This window comes from Hymenobacter armeniacus, from assembly GCF_014699055.1.
In the GTDB taxonomy this organism is placed as follows: domain Bacteria; phylum Bacteroidota; class Bacteroidia; order Cytophagales; family Hymenobacteraceae; genus Hymenobacter; species Hymenobacter armeniacus.
In genome coordinates, this window is the sequence record NZ_JACXAC010000001.1 from 496,681 (window position 1) to 513,734 (window position 17,054).

A 17,054-nucleotide genomic window follows, 5' to 3' on the forward strand; every position below is an offset into this window, starting at 1 on the left:
TACCAAACGCGGACTTGCAGAGTCCGCGCTACAATTCTAAACATCATTCCCACCCACCATGCCCCACACCCTCGAAAACTACACCCTCGGCCGCTGGACGCCCGGCGCCAGCGCGCCCCAGGAAATGCTCGACGCCAGCACCGGCGAAGTCATTGCCCTGGCCAACACCGAAGGCTTTGACTTTGCTTCCATTCTGGACTATGGCCGCCGCGTGGGCAACCCCAAGCTGCGCCGCATGACCTTCCACGAGCGGGGCCGCATGCTGAAGGCGCTGGCCTTCCACTTGCAGGAAAAGAAGGAGATTTTCTACGAGCTCAGCTACCGCTCCGGCGCCACGCGGGCCGATTCCTGGATTGACATAGAGGGCGGCATCGGCAACCTGTTTGCCAACGCCTCGCTGCGGCGCAAGTTTCCCGACAAGCCGTTTTACGTGGAGGGCGAGCCGGTGGGCCTGAGCAAGGGCGGCACCTTCATGGCCCAGCACCTGCTGGTGCCCCGCGAAGGCGTGGCGGTGCACATCAACGCCTACAACTTCCCCATCTGGGGCATGCTGGAGAAAATTGCGGTGAACCTGCTGGCCGGCATGCCCGCCGTGGTGAAGCCCGCCGTGCCCTCGGCCTACCTCACCGAGGCCGTGGTGCGCGAAATCATCGCCTCCGGCATCCTGCCCGAAGGCGCGTTGCAGCTCGTGGTGGGCTCGGGCCAGGGCATTCTCGACCATGTGACCTACCAGGACGTGGTGACCTTCACCGGCTCGGCCGCCACCGGCCGCAAGCTGCGCGCCCACCCGCGCCTCATCGAAGAAGCCGTGCCCTTCACCATGGAAGCCGACTCGCTCAACGCCGCCGTGCTGGGCGTGGATGCGCGGCCCGGCACCCCGGAGTTCGACTTGTTCATCAAGGAAATCCGCAAGGAGATGACGGCCAAGTGCGGGCAGAAATGCACCGCCATTCGCCGCGCCATCGTGCCCGAAGCCTACTTGGAAGACGTGCAGATTGCCCTGGGCAAGGCCCTGGCCCAAACCACCGTGGGCCACCCGCAGGCCGAAGGTGTGCGCATGGGCGCCCTGGCCGGCCGGGCCCAGGCCGAGATTTTCCGCGAGCGGGTGCGCCACCTGGCCCAACACACGCCCATCGTGTATGGCAACTTGGAAGAAGTGGAGCTGCTGGGCAAAGAGCGCGGCGCCGACTACGCCAAGGGCGCCTTCACCTCGCCCATCGTGCTGCGCAACGACGACCCGTTCAAGCACCTCGACAGCCACGAAATCGAAGCCTTCGGCCCGGTGGTGACGCTGATGCCCTACCGCGAAACCGAAGAGGCCGTGACGCTAGCCAACATGGGCAAGGGCTCGCTGGTGTGCTCCCTGGCCACCAACGACCCGCGCACGGCCCAGGACTTCGTGCTGGGCGCCGCCACGCACCACGGCCGCATCCTGGTGCTGAACGGCGAAATGGCCAAGGAAAGCACCGGGCACGGCTCGCCGCTGCCGCAGCTCATCCACGGCGGCCCCGGCCGGGCCGGCGGCGGGCAGGAGATGGGCGGCATCCGCGGGGTGGAGCATTTCATGCAGCGCGTGGCCCTGCAGGGCTCGCCGAGCATGATTACGGCCATCACGGAAGTCTACCAGACCGGTGCCAAGCAGATAGAAAAAGACAAGCACCCCTTCCAGCACTACTTCGAAGAGCTCGCAATTGGCCAGACCTACACCACCCACCGCCACACCGTGACGGAGGCCGACATCAGTGCTTTCGCCCAGGTGTCGGGCGATAATTTCTACGCCCACGTCGACGCCACCTCGCTGGAGGGCACGCTCTTCACCGGGCGCGTGGCCCATGGCTACTACATCCTGAGCAAGGCCGCCGGCATGTTCGTGGACCCGCGCAAAGGGCCCGTGCTGCTCAACTACGGCCTCGACGAATGCCGCTTCACCAAGCCCGTGTACCCTGGCATGACCATCGGCGTGACGCTGACGGTGAAGGAAAAAGTAGGGCAGGAGAAGCGCGACGAAACCGACGTGGCCAAAGGCATCGTGCGCTGGCTGGTGACCGTGACCGACGAAACCGGCGAAACCGTGGCCGTGGCCACGATTCTGACCATGGTGAAGAAGCGGAATCAAGAGTAGAAAATTCAGTAGATTCAATTATCGAAAACACAGAGTGCCAGCCGATAGCGGCTGGCACTCTGTGTTTAACAAGGCCCGATGGGATGACTGAGGCCTTTCGGGCGAGCCATCAGGGCCGGGTAGCCTGCGGCGAGGTCAAAGACCGTCACAAGGTTTGGGGCACCCGGCTCACAAATGGCTCGATGCTCGAAATGATGGGCAGGAGGGACGGCCCGCTAGTGTTGAAAGTCATTGGCTAATCCTCGTATCCCGGCAAGCCGAGCAGTGCGACAGCGCGCTGGGCCACAGCTTTGACACTGGCAACATCCGGACCGGTGATGGTCAGGTGGCCCATTTTGCGGCCGGCGCGGGCGTGCAGCTTGCCGTACAGGTGCAGGTGCGTGCCCGGCAGGCGCAGCACGGCCGTCCAGTCGGGCTCGCGCCGTTGGCCGCTGGCGTCCAACCACACATCGCCCAGCAGGTTGAGCATGATGGCCGGCGAATGCTGACGCGGCTGCGGCAGGGGCAGGCCGGCCATGGCATGCACCTGCAAGTCAAACTGCGAGGCGTCGCAGGCGTCCAGGGTGTAGTGGCCGCTGTTGTGCGGGCGCGGGGCCATCTCGTTCACCACCAGGCTGCCGTGTTCGCTGCCGTCTTCTACCATAAAAAACTCGACGCACAGCACCCCAACGTAGCTGAGCTGCTGCGCAATGGCCACCGCCGCGTCGCGGGCCCGGGTTGCCAGGGCGGGCGGCATGTTGCCTTCGTAGGCGTGGGTAACGGCCAAAATACCGTCGACGTGCACATTGCGCTGCGGGGCGAAGCTGACCACTTGCCCGTCCCAGCCGCGCGCTACCAGCACCGAACATTCGGCGGTGAGCGGCAGCATCTTTTCCAGCACGCACGCCACGCTGCCTAGCTCCGCCCAGGCTGTGGCTAGGTCCGCGGCGTTCCGGACGCGGACCTGGCCCTTGCCGTCGTAGCCCAGGCGGGCGGTTTTGAGGATGCCGGGCAATAAGTCCGGCCGCTCATCCCGGACGGCCTGCAACTCAGCCGGCGTTTCAATCACCGCATAGGGCGCACAGGTCACCCCCGATAGGTCAGCACAGGCCACAAAGTGGGCTTTTTCCTCGATGCGGTTTTGGGCAATGCCCACCACGGCCGCGCCCGGGGCCACGGGCCGCGTTTGCGCCAGCGTCTGCAGGGCCTGCGCGGGCACGTTTTCAAACTCGGTCGTGATGGCCTGGCATAAATCAGCAAGCTGGGCCAGCCCGGCCGGGTCGTCGTAGTCGGTCTGGATGTGGTGGTGGCTCACCAGCCCGGCGGGGCTTTCGGTGTCAGGCTCCAGCACGGCGGTGAAGTAGCCCAGGCGCTGGGCGGCGTGCACAAACATGCGGCCCAACTGGCCGCCGCCCAGCACGCCCAGGGTGGCCGGCCTGCCCGCGGCATCCGTGCTGCCGGGGTAAATAGGCGTCATCGCGGCAATGTGCATGGCGTTGTTCATACCGGCAGCGTCATGGCGCGGGCGGCCTCGGTTTGGGCAACGCGAAACGCCTGCAGCTTGGTGGCCAGCCCCGGGTCGTGCAGGGCCAGCATGCTCACGGCGAACAGCGCCGCATTGGCCGCCCCGGCCGTGCCAATCGCAAACGTGGCCACGGGCACCCCTTTGGGCATTTGCACAATGCTGTGCAGCGAATCAACCCCCTGCAAATGGCGGCTGGCCACTGGCACCCCCAACACGGGCACCGTGGTTTTGGCAGCCAGCATGCCCGGCAAGTGGGCGGCCCCGCCCGCGCCGGCAATGATGGCCTGCAAGCCGCGCGGCCCGGCTTGCTCTGCGTAGGCAAACAAGTCGTCAGGCATGCGGTGGGCCGACACCACGCGCGCTTCGTGGGCCACGCCAAAATCCGTGAGAATCTGCACGGCGTGCTGCATGGTGTCCCAGTCACTGCTGGAGCCCATGACCACGCCGATGAGGGGGGGGGGAGAATCAGAGGTGGAGGAGGTACTCATAAGGTCAGGTAATTGGTCGTCCTGCTGAGCGCAGCCGAAGCATTTCTACCGCTTCGGCTGCGCTCAGCAGGACCTTCTATATTAACGTTTGTCTTTCCGTCACCAACCCATTAGCGCTCTAACAGGACCTCTGTTCCAAGAATCACCATATCCACGCTGCCTTTTAAGGTCTGGTTGATGAAGGGCGTGTTTTGGGATTTGGACTTCATAAATTCCTTCGTGAAGGTGGTTTCCGCCTCGGTATCGAACAAGAGGCAATCGGCCGGTTGGCCCACTTCGATGGCGGCCACCGGCAGGCCCATCAGGCGGCGAGGCTCTGCCGAATAGCGCTTCACTACCAGGTCCCAGCCAAACTTGCCGGGCTCGACAAAGTGGTGGTAGAGCGACACCAGCGCCGTATCGAGGCCGGTAATGCCGTTGGGCGCGCTGATGAAGTCCTGGGCCTTTTCGAACGGCGTGTGGGGCGCGTGGTCGGTGGCAATGAGGTCGAACACGCCTTCCTTGAGGCCTTCGAGTAGCGCGTCGCAATCGGCCTGCGTGCGCAGCGGCGGGTTCATCTTGTAGTTGGTGTCGTAGTCGCCAATGTGCTCGTCGGTGAACAGCAGGTGGTGCGGGGCCACCTCGGCTGTCACCTTCACGTCGCCGCGCGATTTCCACCAGCGAATGGTTTCCATGCCCAGCTTGCTCGACACGTGCTGGATGTGCACGTGGGCGCCCGCCGCCCGGGCCAGCCGGATGTCGCGGTCGATGATAATCTCCTCGGCGCAGGCCGGCGAGCCCTTGATGCCCAGCCGGTAGCTCATCACGCCTTCGTTGAGGGCACGCGGGCCGGCCAGCTCCGGCACCTCGCAGTGGCTGGCGAAGAACATCCCAAACTCGGTGGCGTACTGCATGGCCCGCAGCAGCACCGCCGGGTCGGCCGTGGTGTCGCCGTCGTCGGTCAGCATTTTCACCCCCAGCTCGCGCATGCCTTCAATCTCGGCCAGCTCCTTGCCTTCGCGGTTTTTAGTGACGCAGCCGGAGGTATACACCGGAATGCGGGCCCGGTCCCGGGCATTTTCCAGTACGGTCGCCACCGCGGTGGCCGAATCCAGGGCCGGGCGGGTGTTGGGCATCATCACCACGCCGGTCACGCCGCCGTTGATGGCGGCTTCGCTGCCCGTGGTGATGGTTTCCTTGTTCTCGAAGCCGGGGGCGCGGAAATGCACGTGGGCATCAAACATGCCGGGCAGCAGCACGCGGCCCCGCGCGTCGACGACCCGGGCATCCGCGGGAATGGCCAGGCCTTGGCCGATATCCTGAATTTTCCCTTCGACAATCAGGACATCGCTTTCGAGCAGCACAGGAGAATTTTCGGAGGCGATGCGGGCGTTTTGAAGGAGAAGCATGAAGTATTAGTTGCTGTGAACCACAAGGGGTAGTGGAGAGGAAAATGAAAAAACGAAGGCCGCGGACGCGTGCGGCGGTCAGGGCGTAATCACCGTCGAGTTGGCGCGCGGCTGTCCAGCATACGCTTCCTGCTTCGGGAAGTCGCCGCCCGGCGTGAGCCAGTCGAGCACGGCCATGCGCACGGAAATGCCGTTTTCGACCTGGTTGGTAATCAGGCTGCGCTCGTAGTCCATCACGGCGTCGCAGAGCTCCACGCCCCGGTTCACGGGGCCGGGGTGCATAATGTAGAGGCCCCGGTCGCTGATTTCGGCCAGCCGGGTGTTGGTGATGCCGTAGACGCGGTGGTACTCGCGCACGCTGGGGAAAAACTGCACGTCCTGGCGCTCCAGCTGCACGCGGAGCAAGTACACCACGTCGGGCCCCCAGGCCATGGCCGCCTCGTAGTCGGTGAAGCGGGGGATGGTGGCCGGCACGTACTTGGGCACCAACGAGCCCGGCCCGAGGTACGCCACCTCCACACCCAGCTTTTGCAGCAGCGTGCTGGTGGAGCGCGCCACGCGCGAGTGCAGAATGTCGCCGATGATGAGGACTTTCTTGCCGCGGGGGTCCGGGAATTTCTCCTTGATGGTGAAGGCGTCGAGCAGGGCCTGGGTGGGGTGCTCGTGGGCCCCGTCGCCGGCGTTGATGACGGCCGCCGTGGTCTGCCGCGCAATCATGCCCGGCAGGCCCGAGTGGCTGTGGCGCACCACAATGTAGTCGGTGCGCATGGCCTGGAGCGTCTCGATGGTTTCGCGCACCGACTCGCCCTTGGTGATGGAGGAATGGTCGACGTTGAAGTTCGTGACCTCCGCCGAAAGGCGCTTGGCCGCCACCTCAAACGACGAATGCGTGCGGGTGCTGGCCTCGTAGAACAGCATGAGTACGGACTTGCCCTCGAGGGCCGGGATTTTCTTCACCGAGCGGGTGAACAGCTTCTTAAAGGACGTGGATTGGTCGAGCAGGAACTCGATTTCCTCGCGGTGAAGGGATGCGATGTCGAGCAGGTCTTTGCGTGCCATACCAAAGCGGGGGAAAATAAGTACGTGGTCAGAATGAGAGACGGGTAAGACGAGCGGTTTTCGATGCGCTTACCCCGCATTGGCGCCATGATGTATGACTGTCTGCGGGGCAGCCAACGAACTCAGCGGGCATAAAAAAACCGTTTCGGAATCCGAAACGGTAACGGGGCAACAGGCGGAAAAACAACGGAAACAACAGCGTCAAAATCGGGAGAACCGATGGCGGCAAAGACCTTCCGGTCCTCCCGCGGTCCCCGGTCGAGCAGGGCTCCGCGCTTCATCAACAGGTGTTTTGGTTGAAGCATGACGCAAAACTACGGAATTGTTAAGCCAGGCAACTCATCCATAATGTTAAGTTATTTTTTGCATTGCTTTCCCCACCTTCTATTTCCGACCTAACGGTCTAAACCACGCTCTTTTTGTCGTGCTTTTCGCCGCTAAAAAAAAATATGGCCTGCGTAACCAATTGCTTTGCAAGCACAATCCAGCTTAACTTTAGCTCTTTATTTCGGAGGCTCAGTGGGCAAGCCACTGATTTCAGGCAGCAAGCAGCGCATGAACAACCCGGTAGTTCACGGGCTGCTTCGCTTTTGGACGGCGCCATTGGCGTCGAGTACGCTGGCGGTTAACTGGAAACACAGCAGGGTGTGGGCAGGGAAGTCAACTGACTTTCACAGCCACACTACCGGCTGGTGATTCGAAGAAGAAAAAGGCCTGCTAGTTAGAAGCAGCTAACGCTGCAAAACAAAGTGCCAGTTCATTCGAATTGATAGTGACTGAGTCGCTGGCTTTCACAAGCAGTGCCACCACAAGAACGGGTGGCTGCAGGACTGCTGAATGCAGAGGAAGCGTGGGTTGGGTCGATTGATAAATCCTTAAATGGGGACGGGCTGCATAACGACTGCCACCTTTTTTCGCCGCCATTTTTCGCTTGGGCAATAAAAAAGGCCATTTCCGTGCTGGAAATGGCCTTTTTACAAACGATTCGCGGTCTGGACGGGACTCGAACCCGCGACCTCCGCCGTGACAGGGCGGCATTCTAACCAACTGAACTACCAAACCGTTTGCCTTGGTGGAGAAGCCGTGTGCTTTTCCGCTTTGGTGTTACAAAGGTAGGGCAAGAAAACCGCGCCCTGCAAACCTGGGGCCAATATTTCTTCAAAAAGAATTCGATTTTGGGGCTTTGGGGTTGTTTCTCAGGAACATTAATTTTTGCGTGCTGCTGCAACAAAGGATGTTTTACCTTTGCCGCCCGCTCCCGTGGCGGCAGTTTGGGGTGGCGTGGGCAGGTATAAGCCCCGTTTTGCCCGCGCCGCCCGTTATTTTCGCCTTCCCACTCCCCGCAATCTTTTTCGCGCCTCATGCTCCTTGACTTTGAACAACCCATTGCTGCCCTCGAAGGCAAGCTCCTCGAAATGCAAAAGCTCGCTGCCGACAGCGACGTGGAAGTAGGCGCAGCCGTGGCGGCGCTGGAAAAGCGCATCAAAGACCTTAAGAAAGAAACGTACGCCAACCTCACCCGCTGGCAGCGCGTGCAGCTCTCGCGGCACCCCGACCGGCCCTACACCCTCGATTATATTGAGGGCATGGCCGAGAAGTTTGTGGAGCTGCACGGCGACCGTACCGTGGGCGACGACAAGGCCATGGTGGGCGGCTTCGGCGAGATTAACGGGCAAACGGTCATGTTCATCGGCCAGCAGAAGGGCCACAACACCAAGCAGCGCCAGTACCGCAACTTCGGCATGCCCAACCCCGAGGGCTACCGCAAGGCGCTGCGCCTGATGAAGCTGGCCGAGAAATTCAACGTGCCCGTGGTGACGCTCATCGACACGCCCGGCGCCTTTCCGGGCCTGGAGGCCGAGGAGCGGGGGCAGGGCGAAGCCATTGCCCGCAACCTTAAAGAGATGTTTATGCTGAAAGTGCCGGTGGTGTGCGTCATCATTGGCGAAGGGGCCAGCGGCGGCGCCTTGGGCATTGCCATTGGCGACCGGGTGCTGATGCTGGAAAACACGTGGTATTCGGTGATTTCGCCGGAGTCGTGCAGCAGCATTCTGTGGCGCTCCTGGGATTACAAGGAGCAGGCGGCCGAAGCCCTCAAGCTCACGGCTACTGATATGCAGAAAGCCGGCTTGGTCGACGGCATTGTGAAAGAGCCCCTGGGTGGCGCCCACACCGCTCCCGAGCAAATGATTGACACCCTGAAAAACACGCTGCTCAAGACGCTGAAAGAACTGGCCGCCATCCCGGCCGAAGAGCGCATTTCGCAGCGCATCGACAAGTTTTCGGCCATGGGCGTGGTGGTGGAGTAGCCGCGTTGATATAGAAAATAAAAGAACGTCATGCCGAGCGCAGCCGGAGTGTTTCTACTGGGGAAGTAACTAGTTACTCTCGCTGTAGAAGCGCGTTGGCTGCGCTCAGCATGACGTTTGCTTTTTGATTACGAACCGTTCACATCCCACCCATGAAAATCCATACCCTTGATACCGGCTTGTTCAAACTTGATGGCGGCGCCATGTTTGGCGTGGTGCCCAAAAGCATGTGGCACAAGCTGAACCCCGCCGACGCCAACAACATGTGCACCTGGGCCATGCGCTGCCTGCTGATTGAGGACGGCGGCCGGCTGCTGCTGATTGACAACGGCATCGGCGACAAACAGGACGAGAAGTTTCGGGGGCATTTTTACCTGCACGGCGACGACACGCTGGAAAAGTCTCTGCGCAAGCTGGGCTTTAGCAGCAGCGACATCACCGATGTCTTTCTGACGCATTTGCATTTCGACCACTGCGGCGGCTCGGTGCTGCGCCGGCCCGACGGCGCCCTGCAGCTGGCCTTTCCCAACGCGACGTATTGGAGCAACGAAGCGCATTGGAGCTGGGCCGTGACGCCCAACCCGCGCGAAAAGGCCAGCTTCTTGCGGGAGAACATCCTGCCCATTCAGGAAAGCGGGCATTTGAAGTTTGTCGACCTAGGCGCGGGCGTGCCCGATGCGCTGCCGCAGTTCCGCGAAATCATTCTGGCCGATGGGCACACCGAGAAGATGATGGTGCCGGTGATGGAGTACAAGGGCCGCACGCTGGCTTTCATGGCCGATTTGCTGCCCAGCGTGGGCCACATTCCGCTGCCGTATGTGATGAGCTACGACGTGCGCCCGCTCCTCACCATGCCCGAGAAGGAAGCCGTGCTGCGCCGGGCTGCCGATGAAAACTGGGTGCTGCTGCTCGAGCACGACCCCACCCACGAGGCCTGCACCGTGCAGCACACCGACAAAGGCGTGCGCCTGGCCGAAACCCTGCGACTGGCGGACCTGTAAGCCCGGTGAGGGGCTGGAAGGGGGGAGAAGTAGCGGGTTGTTGTAAAACCCGTACAAGGACAAACCTTGCCACAATCGAACGTGCAGCCCACCCACCACGCCACCACTTCAGCACCCCAGCACTCCGCCAATCTGCCTGCCCACCAGTTGGGTTTGGCCTTGTCCGGCGGGGGGGCGCGCGGCATTGCGCATTTGGGGGTGTTGGCGGCGCTGGATGAGCTGCAACTGCCGGTGGCGCAGCTAGCGGGTGTGAGCTCGGGGGCCATTGCGAGTGTTTTTTACGCGGCGGGCTTTCCGCCCAGGGAAATACTGCGGCTGCTGCAGGAAACCAATGTGGTGCGGCTGACGCGGCCGGCCTTCAGCCGGTTTGGCTTGCTGCACTTAGATGCCGTGTCGCAGCTGCTGGCCCGGCACCTGGGCACCACGGCCAACTTCGAGGATTTGCGCCTGCCGCTCACGCTGGTGGCGACGGATTTGATGGCCGGCGAGTCGGTGTATTTCAACTCGGGGCCCTTGCTGCCGCCGCTGCTGGCTTCGTCGGCGGTGCCAATTGTGTACCGGCCGGTAGAATATCAGGGCCGCCAACTGGTGGACGGCGGCCTGCTCAACAACTTGCCCGTGGAGCCGCTGCTGGGCCAGACGGGCCTGCGGGTGGTGGGCGTCAACTGCAACCCCATCAATTCCGAAGCGCGCATTCCCAACTTCCGCCGGCTCATCGAGCGAACCCTTCACCTGGCCATCAACGCCAACACCACCAGCCGCAAAGCCCAGTGCGACCTGCTGCTGGAGCCGCCCGACCTGCGCCACTACCGCCCCCTGAGCTACAAGCGCGGCACCGAGCTGTTCGACATCGGCTACCGCTACACGCTGGCGCAGGCCGATGCGTTGGCGGCGCTGCTGCAGCGGCCCTAGCCGCGGGCGTGGCGCAGCATTGTGCCCCGCGGCCCATCTTTGCAGTTGTAAACCGCCGACGGCTTCCGGTATTTCCTGGGCGCCGTTTCTCACCCTTATGTTGCCCCGCATGACTCCCCGCGAAAAATCTCCCTTTTGGTACACCATGGCCACGCTCGTTTTCAAAGTAGCGGGCTGGCACCTGGGCGAGATTCACAACCCGGAAATCAAGAAGAGCATGATGATTGCGGCGCCCCACACCAGCAACTGGGACATCATTCTGGCCCGGGCGGCCTTCTACCTGATGGGCGTGCCCGTGCGCTTCACCGTGAAAAAGGAGTGGACCGACAACTGGGCCCTCGGCTGGCTGGTGAAGGCCATTGGCGGGCTGGCCGTGGACCGCAGCAAAAACAACAGCCTCGTCGACGGCATGGTGAAGCTGTTTGACGAGCGCGACGAGCTGGTCATCCTCATCACCCCGGAGGGCACGCGCGCCTACCAGCCGCGCTGGCGCAAGGGCTACTATTTTGCCGCCCTGGGCGCCCACGTGCCCATCCGCCTGGGCTACCTGGACTATAAAAAGAAGGAGGCCGGCATCGGAGAGGCCGTGTGGCCCACCGGCGACTACGAAGCCGACGAAGCCAAAATCAAAGCGTTCTACCGCACCATCACCGGGCGCTTTCCGGAAAAGGGCGTGCGGTAGGCCAATGGCGAATTGGGCTTTTGCCCGTACCTTTTGGCCATGGAAAAGCTGGCAACGCTGCTCTGGATACTCTTTGGCCTCGGCGCCTTCGTGTTTCGGCTGATAAAAAAAGCCCAGGAAACCACCGCCCGCGAAATGCAGGAGCGGCCGCGCCGCACGCCGCACGACCCGCCCGCGCTGCCCACCGCCACTTTTCAGGAAATGCTGCGGCAAATGCAGGCGCGCAACGCCGCCGCGCCCGACACGCCCCGGCCCGTCGTGGTGCCTCCCGTGCCCCAGCCGGCGCCCCACACGCTGGCCGGGCGGCCCATGCCGCGGGAAGTGGCGCGGCCGGCGCGCTCGCAGGAGCGCACCGCGGTGACCCAACGCTCGCTGGAGGCACCGGCCACGGCGCGGCCGCACAATGCGCCCGCGCCGCCGGCCCAACGCTCTTCGGGCCTGCCGCGGGCATCGGCCCGGCAGCCGCTTCTGGCAAAAGCAGAGGCGCCTGCGCCCGTGGCCACCGCCGAAGCCGTGCGCGAAATGCTGCGCCGGCCCGAGAGTGTGCGGGCCGCCTTTGTGCTGAGCGAAATATTTGCCCGCAAATACGAATAGACGCCACACGCCGCGTTTCGCGGCTGCCCAGCGTGGGCTGGCAGACCGGTTATCAGTCCTGCGTCAGGGCGTAGGCTACGAGGTTGGCGCCCATGCGCAGGGCGGCTTCGTGGGTGGCGGGGGAGTCTTCGGGGTAGGTGCCCACGTCTTCCCAGCCGTTGCCGAGGTCGCATTCGTAGCTATAGAAGCACACTAGGCGGCCCTTGTAGAGCAGGCCAAAGCCCTGGGCGCGCTTGCCGTCGTGCTCGTGCACCTTGGGCAGGCCCTTCGGGAACTGGTATTTCTGGTGGTAAACCGGGTGGGAGTAAGGCAGCTCGACAAATTCCAGTTCGGGAAATACCTTCTTCATCTCGGGGCGGATGAATTTATCGAGGCCGTAGTTGTCGTCGATGTGCAAGAAGCCGCCGCCGGTGAGGTAGCGGCGTAAGTTGCGGGCCTCGGCGGCCGTGAAGCTCACGTTGCCGTGCCCGGTCATGTGCACGAAGGGGTAGGTGAGGAGCTCGGGCGCGTCGAGCTCCACGGTGGCCTCGTCGGGCGCGATGTTGGTTTTCAGCGTCTGGTTGCAGAAGCTGATGAGGTTGGGCAGCGAGGTTTTGTTGGCGTACCAGTCGCCGCCGCCGCCGTAATGCAGCTTGGCAATGCGGAAGCTGTAGGACGAAGGGCCGGCCGCGGTGAGCGTGAGCAGCAGCGCAGCGGTGAGCAGCAGGTGTTTCAGCATAGGAGTCGGCGCCAGGCTAGCCCTGACAGCCCTATAAAGTAACGGCCGAATCGGAAAGTTCAGGCTCCATGGCGCCGAAAAGGCGGGAATTCACGGCAACTGTTGCTCCGGAGGCGTGCGGCTGGCTGCGCCGGTTTGGCCGGTGCCAAACAGCAGAAGCGGTTGAACCGCGGGCTCCATAACAAGCCGCGTGGTCGAATCGAAGCGGCCCGCAGCAACTTTAACGCGTCCGAATTAGTAAGCGGAATCACGTTGTACTTCACGCTTGGCCCATGCATCGGCACTGTCACCTTCTTCTGCAAACCGCAACCTTAGCCCTTGCGCTGCTGCTCAGCACGGCCGCGCACGCGCAAACCAAAGTGGCCACGTACGCCGCTGGCAAGCCCGGCACCGACCAGTACGAAGAGTTAAGCTTCTGGGTGAAAGACGGCAAGCGGGGCGATGTGTACTACGTGCGGGGCAAAGAGCGCAGCGAACAGCCGGCCAACTACTTGCCCAAAACGGGCATGACCAACGGCTCCAGCTTCGCCATCCGCACGGCCGACGACCGCCTGTTCAGCATCATTCCCAGCGGCACCGCGTTGAAGGTGGCCAGCTCGGCCAACGACGCCCCCAAAACCTTCGTTTGGAAATACGAAGGCCCCGTGAACGGCGTCGGGACGTTCTGCCGGGAGTGCGCCGCCAGTTCCAAAGAAGCCATGCAGCTACTGCGCGCGTATTACCTCAAGTAGGCGCGCCCCTTGCCTTAAGTCCCGGGCCGCGGCGGCTGTTGCAGCTGCGCTGTGTGGCCGCCCGTTCAGCCAACCATGACCAACGAAGAGACGGCCGTCAAAGCCACGTATTTCAGCATTGCCGGCAACACCGGGCTGGCCTTGCTCAAGGGCTTGGCCGGCTATTTTGGCAATTCCTACGCCCTCGTGGCCGACGCCATCGAATCGACGGCCGACATTTTTTCGTCGTTTCTGGTGCTGCTGGGCATCAAATACGCCAACCGGCCCGCCGACGACAACCACCCCTACGGCCACGGCCGCATCGAGCCGCTGGTGACCTTTTTGGTGGTGGGGTTTCTGATGACCTCGGCCACGGTAATTGCCTACGAAAGCATCCAAAACATTGGCACCCCGCACGCCCTGCCCAAGGCGTGGACGCTGCTGGTGCTGGGCGGCATCATTTGCTGGAAAGAACTATCGTTTCGGGCGGTGATGAAGAAGGCGGAGCTAACCAACAGCTCCTCGCTGAAAGCCGACGCTTGGCATCACCGCAGCGACGCCCTCACGTCGGTGGCCGCGTTTCTGGGCATCTCGTTTGCGCTGCTCATGGGCCCGGGCTACGAAGCCGCCGACGACTGGGCCGCCCTGCTGGCCGCCGGGCTGATTTTTTACAACAGCTACCATATTTTTCGCCCCGCTCTCGGCGAAATCCTCGACGAGCACGTGCACGACGACCTGGTGGCCGACATCCGCCGGGTGGCCCTGACCGTGGACGGTGTGCTGGGCACCGAAAAATGCTTTGTGCGCAAAGCCGGCATGCAATACCACGTCGACCTGCACGCCACCGTGAGCGGCGACATCACCGTGCGCCAGGGCCACGAAATTGCTCACCGGCTGCAGGATGCGCTGCGCCGCGAGTTGCCACAGCTCGGCCACGTGCTCATTCACATCGAACCGCAGGAGTAAGGGGTTTTCCAACAAGGTGACGCACGTTGGTCAGCGTGCCCTGGCTCTTGCCTTTCAATTCAGGAAGGTGGCACGCGGTGTTTGCAGAACATACTTCCTTACCGTGCCACGCTGAACGCAATGCGCTTGGGCCGTTCTGCTTAGTATTGTAGCCTGCAATATTTACGCCGCTGCCGGCCGCCACGAAAACAGCCCCATGGAATTCAACAGCAAGAAGTTGGAACGCACCTCGCGCGTGGTGTATTATGCCATTTCACTCATTCTGTGCGCTTTCCTGATTTTGCTGTCCAATCAGCTCATCGGCGACCTGGACACGGCCACCACCCGCCCGGAGTTCGATGGTTTTCTGAACGCCGACGCCGTGGCGGGCCTGCACCGCCGCCAAGCCAGCCTGCAAGCCGAGGTGCAACGCCTGCGCGACCGCAACGCGGTGGTGGAGCGCACCATGCTCACGGCCCAGCAGAACTACGCCAACGAAAAGCAGTCGTTCGAGAACTGGGTGAAAACCCGGAAAACCCTGGGCTCGCCCGACAAAGACGCGGAAGTGGTGAGCCGGGCCACGCGGCTCGATGAGTTTTATAAGGTGGAGCAAGCGTGGCGGGCGCAACTGGCGGCCCGGCAGGCGGCCATCGACGCCAAAGCGCGCCAACAGGCACGGCTGGAATCGCAGTTGGAGCGGGAAAATGAGCGAGCCGGCGAGAAATATGAGGCCGCGCTGAAGCGCTACGACCTGAAGGTGTTCCTGATTCGGCTGCTGTTTGTGGGGCCGGTGCTGGGCGTGGGCATCTTCTTTTTCATTCGCTACCGGCGGCACAAGTTTTGGCCGCTGTACATGGGGTTCACCCTGTTTTCGCTTTATGCCTTCTTCGTTGGCTTGGTGCCGTATCTGCCCAGCTACGGCGGCTACGTGCGCTCAGCGGTGGGCGTGGCGCTGTCGGTTGGGCTGGGCTACTACGCCATCAAAACCTTCCGGACCTACCTGGAGCGCAAGCAGCAAGAACTGCAAGCGTCCAGCCAGGAACGGGCCAAGCACGTGCAGCTGGAAGCCGCCGAAAAAGCGTTGGAAAACCATTTTTGCCCCTCCTGCGGCAAAGACTTCATCTTGAAGAAATGGGAGTTTCCCCCGTCGGGCGATGCCAGCGCCACCTACAAGCTGGTGACGGATTTCTGCCGGCACTGCGGACTGGAGTTGTTCTCAAACTGCCACAATTGTGGCAGCAAAAACTTCAGCCACCTGCCTTTTTGCGCCACCTGCGGCGCGCGGCCCCGCTCGGCCTCGCCTCAAGCCGTGGGCGCAGAAACGGTTTAGCTTGCGTGGCTAAGCAGAAACGCGGCGTGGACTGATGGCTTACGCCTGTGGGCGCTGCAGCTGCGCCGTGAATACCACCGCCAGCGCTGCCGTTTCGGTGCGCAGCCGCGAGGCGCCCAACGTCACCGGCCGGATGCCTTTTTCCTGCGCCAGCGCAATTTCCTGCGGCGTAAAATCTCCCTCCGGCCCGATGAGCACGCAGCAGCCGGGCCCGGTGCCTACCACCTGGGTCAGGGCTGTGCGCTCGCCCTCCTCCAGGTGCGCAATGAAAGTGGTTGCCGGTGCCACCGTTGCCACAAAAGCAGCGAAGTCGGTCAGCTCGTCCAGCTGCGGCAGCCAGGCCTGGCCCGACTGTTTCATGGCACTGACGGCAATTTTCTCCAGCCGCTCCAGCTTCAATTCGCGGCGCTCGGAGCGGGCGCAGCGCAGAAAGCTGATGCGCTCGACGCCCACTTCCACGGCTTTTTCCACGAACCATTCCATGCGGTCGAGGTTCTTGGTGGGGGCCACGGCCACGTGGGTGAAGTAGGGGCGGGGTGGCACCGTTTCGTGGCCGGTGATGCGCAGCTGGCAGCGCTTGGGGTTGGCGTCGGCCACGGCGGCCTGGTAGCGCCCGCCGCGGCCGTCGAGCAGCTCCACGGCGTCGCCGGTGCTCAGGCGCAGCACGCGCACGGCGTGTTTGCTTTCGTCTTCGGGCAGGGTGTAGGTAGGGCCGTCGAGGTCGGAGGCGAAGAAGGTGTGCATGGCCGCAAAGAACGGCAGCCGGGTCCAAAAGACGATGTGCGGCCTTGGCGAGCGAAGCTCAGCCATAACGCGGCGTTTGGGCTTGGCGTACGCAAAAGCTCCCCCTTTCCAGTTCCTTCCAACATGAATGCTCCCCTGATTTCCCGCTCCCTGCACGGGATGGCCGACTACCTCTACGTGCCCACGGTGGCGGCCGCGCCGGCGCTGTTTGGCTTTGCGCACGCCCGCACCCCGGCCCGGCTGGCCCGCCTCATCAGCTGCGGGGTGCTGGCCTCCACGCTCGTTACCCGCGCCGAATGGGGCGTGGTGAAGGCCATGACCTACAAAACCCATTTGCTCCTGGACTTCGTGTCTGGCCTGGGTGCCATGGCGCTGCCCTGGCTGGCGGGCTTTTCCCGCAACCGTGCAGCTCGCAACACGTTTCTAACCATCGGGGCCGTCAGCGTTGCGGCCGGACTGCTCTCGGGCGTTTTTGGCGATGCCAAAGAAATGCCGGTTGCCGCTGAGGAGTAAGGACGCGTACCCGCGTCTCAGCGCGCGCGCCGTTC

General features: G+C 62.8%; 16 protein-coding genes and 1 tRNA gene. 10 read left to right on the forward strand and 7 right to left on the reverse strand.

The window, feature by feature from the left end:
* Positions 1–58: 58 nt before the first annotated feature.
* Positions 59–2,122 (forward strand): phenylacetic acid degradation bifunctional protein PaaZ, encoded by a 2,064-nt coding sequence (gene paaZ / locus IC234_RS02165; protein WP_190922183.1) that lies wholly within the window; start codon positions 59–61, stop codon positions 2,120–2,122.
* A 235-nt stretch (positions 2,123–2,357) separates the two neighbouring features.
* On the opposite strand, the gene IC234_RS02170 is transcribed toward paaZ, so the two are convergent.
* The 5 genes from IC234_RS02170 to IC234_RS02190 form a co-directional block, all read right to left on the reverse strand.
* Positions 2,358–3,605 carry a 5-(carboxyamino)imidazole ribonucleotide synthase gene (locus IC234_RS02170; protein WP_223827429.1) on the reverse strand — a complete coding sequence of 416 codons (1,248 nt, stop codon included), beginning with the start codon at positions 3,603–3,605 and terminating at the stop codon, positions 2,358–2,360.
* Positions 3,602–4,114 (reverse strand): 5-(carboxyamino)imidazole ribonucleotide mutase, encoded by a 513-nt coding sequence (purE, locus tag IC234_RS02175; RefSeq protein WP_190922184.1) that lies wholly within the window; start codon positions 4,112–4,114, stop codon positions 3,602–3,604. Before purE ends, IC234_RS02170 begins: the two co-directional genes overlap by 4 nt.
* 110 nt (positions 4,115–4,224) lie before the next feature.
* Positions 4,225–5,502, reverse strand: coding sequence for a dihydroorotase (locus tag IC234_RS02180; protein WP_190922185.1), 1,278 nt, complete (start codon positions 5,500–5,502; stop codon positions 4,225–4,227).
* A 78-nt stretch (positions 5,503–5,580) separates the two neighbouring features.
* On the reverse strand, positions 5,581–6,561 hold the full coding sequence (locus IC234_RS02185) for an aspartate carbamoyltransferase catalytic subunit (protein WP_190922186.1): 981 nt from the start codon (positions 6,559–6,561) through the stop codon (positions 5,581–5,583).
* A gap of 988 nt (positions 6,562–7,549) precedes the next feature.
* A tRNA-Asp gene (locus IC234_RS02190) sits at positions 7,550–7,623 on the reverse strand.
* A gap of 299 nt (positions 7,624–7,922) precedes the next feature.
* Between IC234_RS02190 and IC234_RS02195 the strand changes: the two genes are divergently transcribed.
* From IC234_RS02195 to IC234_RS02215, 5 genes are all read left to right on the forward strand, one after another.
* Entirely contained in the window at positions 7,923–8,870 is a 948-nt protein-coding gene (locus tag IC234_RS02195; RefSeq protein WP_190922187.1) for an acetyl-CoA carboxylase carboxyltransferase subunit alpha, read from the forward strand.
* A gap of 152 nt (positions 8,871–9,022) precedes the next feature.
* Positions 9,023–9,871 carry an MBL fold metallo-hydrolase gene (locus IC234_RS02200; RefSeq protein WP_190922188.1) on the forward strand — a complete coding sequence of 283 codons (849 nt, stop codon included), beginning with the start codon at positions 9,023–9,025 and terminating at the stop codon, positions 9,869–9,871.
* Positions 9,872–9,937: 66 nt separating this feature from the next.
* The gene (locus tag IC234_RS02205) at positions 9,938–10,783 is read left to right on the forward strand and encodes a patatin-like phospholipase family protein (protein WP_223827430.1); all 846 of its coding nucleotides are present in this window, start codon (positions 9,938–9,940) and stop codon (positions 10,781–10,783) included.
* A gap of 145 nt (positions 10,784–10,928) precedes the next feature.
* Positions 10,929–11,465, forward strand: coding sequence for a 1-acyl-sn-glycerol-3-phosphate acyltransferase (locus tag IC234_RS02210; RefSeq protein ID WP_190922189.1), 537 nt, complete (start codon positions 10,929–10,931; stop codon positions 11,463–11,465).
* A 39-nt stretch (positions 11,466–11,504) separates the two neighbouring features.
* Positions 11,505–12,059 (forward strand): hypothetical protein, encoded by a 555-nt coding sequence (locus IC234_RS02215; RefSeq protein WP_190922190.1) that lies wholly within the window; start codon positions 11,505–11,507, stop codon positions 12,057–12,059.
* Between the two features lie 52 nt (positions 12,060–12,111).
* Here the strand turns inward: IC234_RS02215 and IC234_RS02220 are convergent, their stop codons facing one another.
* Complete coding sequence (locus tag IC234_RS02220) at positions 12,112–12,777, reverse strand: DUF4159 domain-containing protein (protein WP_190922191.1); 666 nt, start codon at positions 12,775–12,777, stop codon at positions 12,112–12,114.
* 272 nt (positions 12,778–13,049) lie between these two features.
* On the opposite strand from IC234_RS02220, the gene IC234_RS02225 reads away from it, so the two are divergent.
* The 3 genes from IC234_RS02225 to IC234_RS02235 all read left to right on the forward strand — a co-directional run bounded on the left by IC234_RS02225 (position 13,050) and on the right by IC234_RS02235 (position 15,762).
* Positions 13,050–13,508, forward strand: coding sequence for a hypothetical protein (locus IC234_RS02225; protein ID WP_190922192.1), 459 nt, complete (start codon positions 13,050–13,052; stop codon positions 13,506–13,508).
* Positions 13,509–13,583: 75 nt separating this feature from the next.
* On the forward strand, positions 13,584–14,453 hold the full coding sequence (locus IC234_RS02230; RefSeq protein ID WP_190922193.1) for a cation diffusion facilitator family transporter: 870 nt from the start codon (positions 13,584–13,586) through the stop codon (positions 14,451–14,453).
* A 196-nt stretch (positions 14,454–14,649) separates the two neighbouring features.
* Complete coding sequence (locus IC234_RS02235; RefSeq protein ID WP_190922194.1) at positions 14,650–15,762, forward strand: zinc ribbon domain-containing protein; 1,113 nt, start codon at positions 14,650–14,652, stop codon at positions 15,760–15,762.
* 39 nt (positions 15,763–15,801) lie between these two features.
* Here the strand turns inward: IC234_RS02235 and IC234_RS02240 are convergent, their stop codons facing one another.
* Positions 15,802–16,506, reverse strand: coding sequence for a 16S rRNA (uracil(1498)-N(3))-methyltransferase (locus IC234_RS02240; RefSeq protein ID WP_190922195.1), 705 nt, complete (start codon positions 16,504–16,506; stop codon positions 15,802–15,804).
* 123 nt (positions 16,507–16,629) lie between these two features.
* On the opposite strand from IC234_RS02240, the gene IC234_RS02245 reads away from it, so the two are divergent.
* The gene (locus IC234_RS02245; RefSeq protein WP_190922196.1) at positions 16,630–17,019 is read left to right on the forward strand and encodes an SPW repeat domain-containing protein; all 390 of its coding nucleotides are present in this window, start codon (positions 16,630–16,632) and stop codon (positions 17,017–17,019) included.
* Positions 17,020–17,054 lie beyond the last annotated feature (35 nt).